We start from the raw sequence: 3,004 nt of genomic DNA on the forward strand, positions 1-3,004 counted from the left end.
GCAGAAGAGCGCTCAACACGATGCAGAGAAAGAGTCATCCAGCCTTATTGTTGTTCAAACCCAGGAGAACTTCTAATCATTATGGGATGAATGCAGGCATCAAAAAAATTTTCAAAACAGGTATAAGGAAGCAAAATGATGTGCATATTAGATTTGACGGTGTGAAGAGAGGTGTGGTTCCGTTGGACCTTTTGGTGCTAGGGCTACAGGAGGAACTTATTTAATCACTAAGCTTTTATGAAAGCGAGGGGTTGTGTCGCAGAGCATCTCTGAACACACACGCTAAGCGCAATCCATTAAAACGGAATGTGTACAAGCGGTGCCCAAGTAATCTTAACAATGTGAAGTGTTAGATGTGAAGACTCGTACGATCAAACACCGTCGAAGAAGGAGCCTGTAAAAGGGCTCCTTTTTTCTATGCCGAAATCTCGATGCATACTAAGGCAATGATGGTTTGGATGGCATTAATTCAGGGAATTCCCTGACATACAAAGCATTTGCTTAGCTTTATAATAAGGTTAGAGAATGCTTGTATTTCCTGAAGGAGGAATGAGGATGAAGACGATAGAAGCGGAAATCGCTGCATACATCGAGCGATTGAAGAGGGAGACAGGCAGCGATTTCGCTATACTCGGCTTGATCGATACGGGCAAACGTAAGCTGCGCTGGTCCAAGGCGTCAGGCAGCATAAGTGAGCGCACACCGCTTGTTGAGCAGAAGTCGTCTGCGGGTTTGTCCGGTACTGCGATACGCTCCGGCAGAACCGCAAGCACAAGCTCGGCAATGACTGATACGGTGCGGTTCAAGTTAGGAGAGCCGATTCTGCTGACAGAGCAGCTGCGCATTGCTGCAAGCGTACCCATTCAAACGCCTAAAGGCATCTGCGGCGTTCTGCTTATCGGTAGACGCTCGGAGAAGACCTATGTCGCCGAAGAGCTGGAGAAGGCTTCACATATTACAGTAGAGCTCTCATCAATGCTCGTTTGATGATGGCTTTTTTTGACTGTAAATACAATTCACTGTCTAATGTAAGCTATACTAGTATAGATAATAGAAATGATAGACTCATATCGACAGAGGTATCATTCCAGTGAGGGGAGAACAAGATGATTAAGCTGCTTATTTGTGATGATCATGCCATGGTCAGATCGGGTCTAGCAATGCTGCTGCACGGCAAGCATGATATCGAGGTAGTAGGGGAAGCCTCGGAAGGGGACGAAGCCATTCAGATGGCACAGCAATTAGTGCCGGATGTTGTATTGATGGATCTTAGTATGCCGCATGGCAAAGACGGGATGACAGCAACGACGGAGCTGAAGAAGCTGCTGCCTGAGACGGCGGTTCTTATTTTGACGATGCATGACGATGACGAATATTTGTTCCGTGCGATTCATATCGGAGCTTCAGGCTATATTTTGAAAAATGCGCCTCATGATGAGCTCATATCAGCGATCCAGTCGGTTGCGCAAGGAAATGCATATCTTTATCCTACGGCTACCAAGCGGTTGATGAGCGAATATCTCGTCAAGCTGAAGCAAGGCGGGGAGGACAACAACCCTTACAACACGTTATCTGAGCGTGAAAAGGAGATTTTGGGCTGGATCGCCAAAGGGTATTCAAATAAGGAAATAGCGGAAAGTTTAATTATTAGCGTAAAGACAGTCGAGACTCACAAAAGCCATGTGATGGATAAGCTTGGGCTTAGAACAAGGCCGGAGCTCATTAAGTTTGCGCTAGAGAAGGGGCTGCTGCATTTTGATTAAGCATGGCGGTAACAACTTTCGGCGAATGATTGGGTCAGACGTCGATTATCTTCTATCCGTTTTGGAGGATGAGATTGATGATAAGTCGATGCTTACGCAAGTTAATCAATCGCTTAAGCAGCTTGCAGATGTGAAGTTTGCGCTGGATGAATCGTCAATCGTTGCGGTAACGGATCATAAAGGCCGCATTGAATATGTAAACGATAAGTTTTGTGAAATTTCTAAGTACAGCCGTGAAGAGTTAATAGGCAAGGATCATCGGATTATCAACTCCGGATTTCATGGGCGCGATTTCTTCCGCAAGCTGTGGGAGGTTATTTCAAGCGGCGAAGTATGGCGTGGCGAAATTAAAAATCGCGCCAAGGACGGCAGCTACTACTGGGTTAACACGACGATTGTTCCCTTCGTTGATGAAGCGGGCAACCCTTATCAATATTTAGCCATTCGCAGTGAAGTGACGCAGCGGAAGCGGGCTGAGCAAGAGCTGAAGGAAATGATGGTTAAGGTGATTGAAATCCAAGAGGAAGAGCGAAAACGAATATCGAGAGAACTGCATGACGGGATTGGCCAAAGTCTCTTTTCGCTGCTTATTCGGCTTGACCGCATTATCGGCGATCACGATGACATTCCTGAGCTGGGCGCGCTTCGCAGCGATGTATCTGGCGTGATGGAGGATATTCGTGGTTTGGCTTGGGAGCTGAGGCCATCGGTTCTCGATGATTTAGGTGTCGTTCCGGCAATAAGAACTTATGTGGACAATTATTCACAGCATTTTGGCATTCGATTGACGCTCACATGCAATTTAAAGAGCAGGCTGGGCATTATGAAGGAAACAGCTATTTATCGTGTCATTCAAGAAGCATTAACGAATATCGCGAAGTATGCCGATGTAGGCGAGGCTGAAGTGGTGGTTGAGGAGCTGGAGGATGAGGTCGTTGTCAGCGTAACAGATCAAGGGCTCGGTTTCAGTCCTGATCGCATCGGCCACGGTGTAGGCTTATTCAGCATGGAGGAGAGAGCTCGCAGCATCGGCGGTTATTTGGATATTGTTTCGGAGCCTGGCAAAGGAGCAAAGGTGAAGCTTATTGTTCCTAAAGATAAGAAGTCGGAAGGAAAAGGCGTAAACCTATAGGAGGAATTTCATGTATCGAGTTTTCATCATTGAGGACGACGATAAGATTGCTTTAATTCTCAAAAAAAATATGGATAAATACGGATTTGAGGCAGCCGTTGTTACACAG

Annotated in this window: 4 protein-coding genes; all 4 read left to right on the forward strand. The window is 46.3% G+C overall.

What is annotated here, in order from left to right; genetic code table 11:
• Positions 1-224, forward strand: a 224-nt coding sequence (locus AC1DSE_RS33520; RefSeq protein WP_477528937.1) for a hypothetical protein, incomplete at its 5' end; no start/stop codon positions are given.
• A 331-nt stretch (positions 225-555) separates the two neighbouring features.
• Complete coding sequence (locus AC1DSE_RS33525) at positions 556-987, forward strand: GAF domain-containing protein (protein ID WP_076267530.1); 432 nt, start codon at positions 556-558, stop codon at positions 985-987.
• Between the two features lie 119 nt (positions 988-1,106).
• Entirely contained in the window at positions 1,107-1,763 is a 657-nt protein-coding gene (locus tag AC1DSE_RS33530) for a response regulator transcription factor (RefSeq protein ID WP_477509032.1), read from the forward strand.
• 25 nt (positions 1,764-1,788) lie between these two features.
• Positions 1,789-2,895, forward strand: a complete 1,107-nt coding sequence (locus AC1DSE_RS33535; protein ID WP_477509124.1) for a PAS domain-containing sensor histidine kinase — start codon at positions 1,789-1,791, stop codon at positions 2,893-2,895.
• Positions 2,896-3,004 lie beyond the last annotated feature (109 nt).

Source organism: Paenibacillus sp. 01L418 (assembly GCF_056400045.1).

Bases quoted from the DNA above. Each gene is read 5' to 3' on its own strand.
- AC1DSE_RS33525 (WP_076267530.1), top strand. From the start codon at position 556: ATGAAGACGATAGAAGCGGAAATCGCTGCATACATCGAGCGATTGAAG.
- AC1DSE_RS33530 (WP_477509032.1), top strand. From the start codon at position 1,107: ATGATTAAGCTGCTTATTTGTGATGATCATGCCATGGTCAGATCGGGT.
- AC1DSE_RS33535 (WP_477509124.1), top strand. From the start codon at position 1,789: ATGATTGGGTCAGACGTCGATTATCTTCTATCCGTTTTGGAGGATGAG.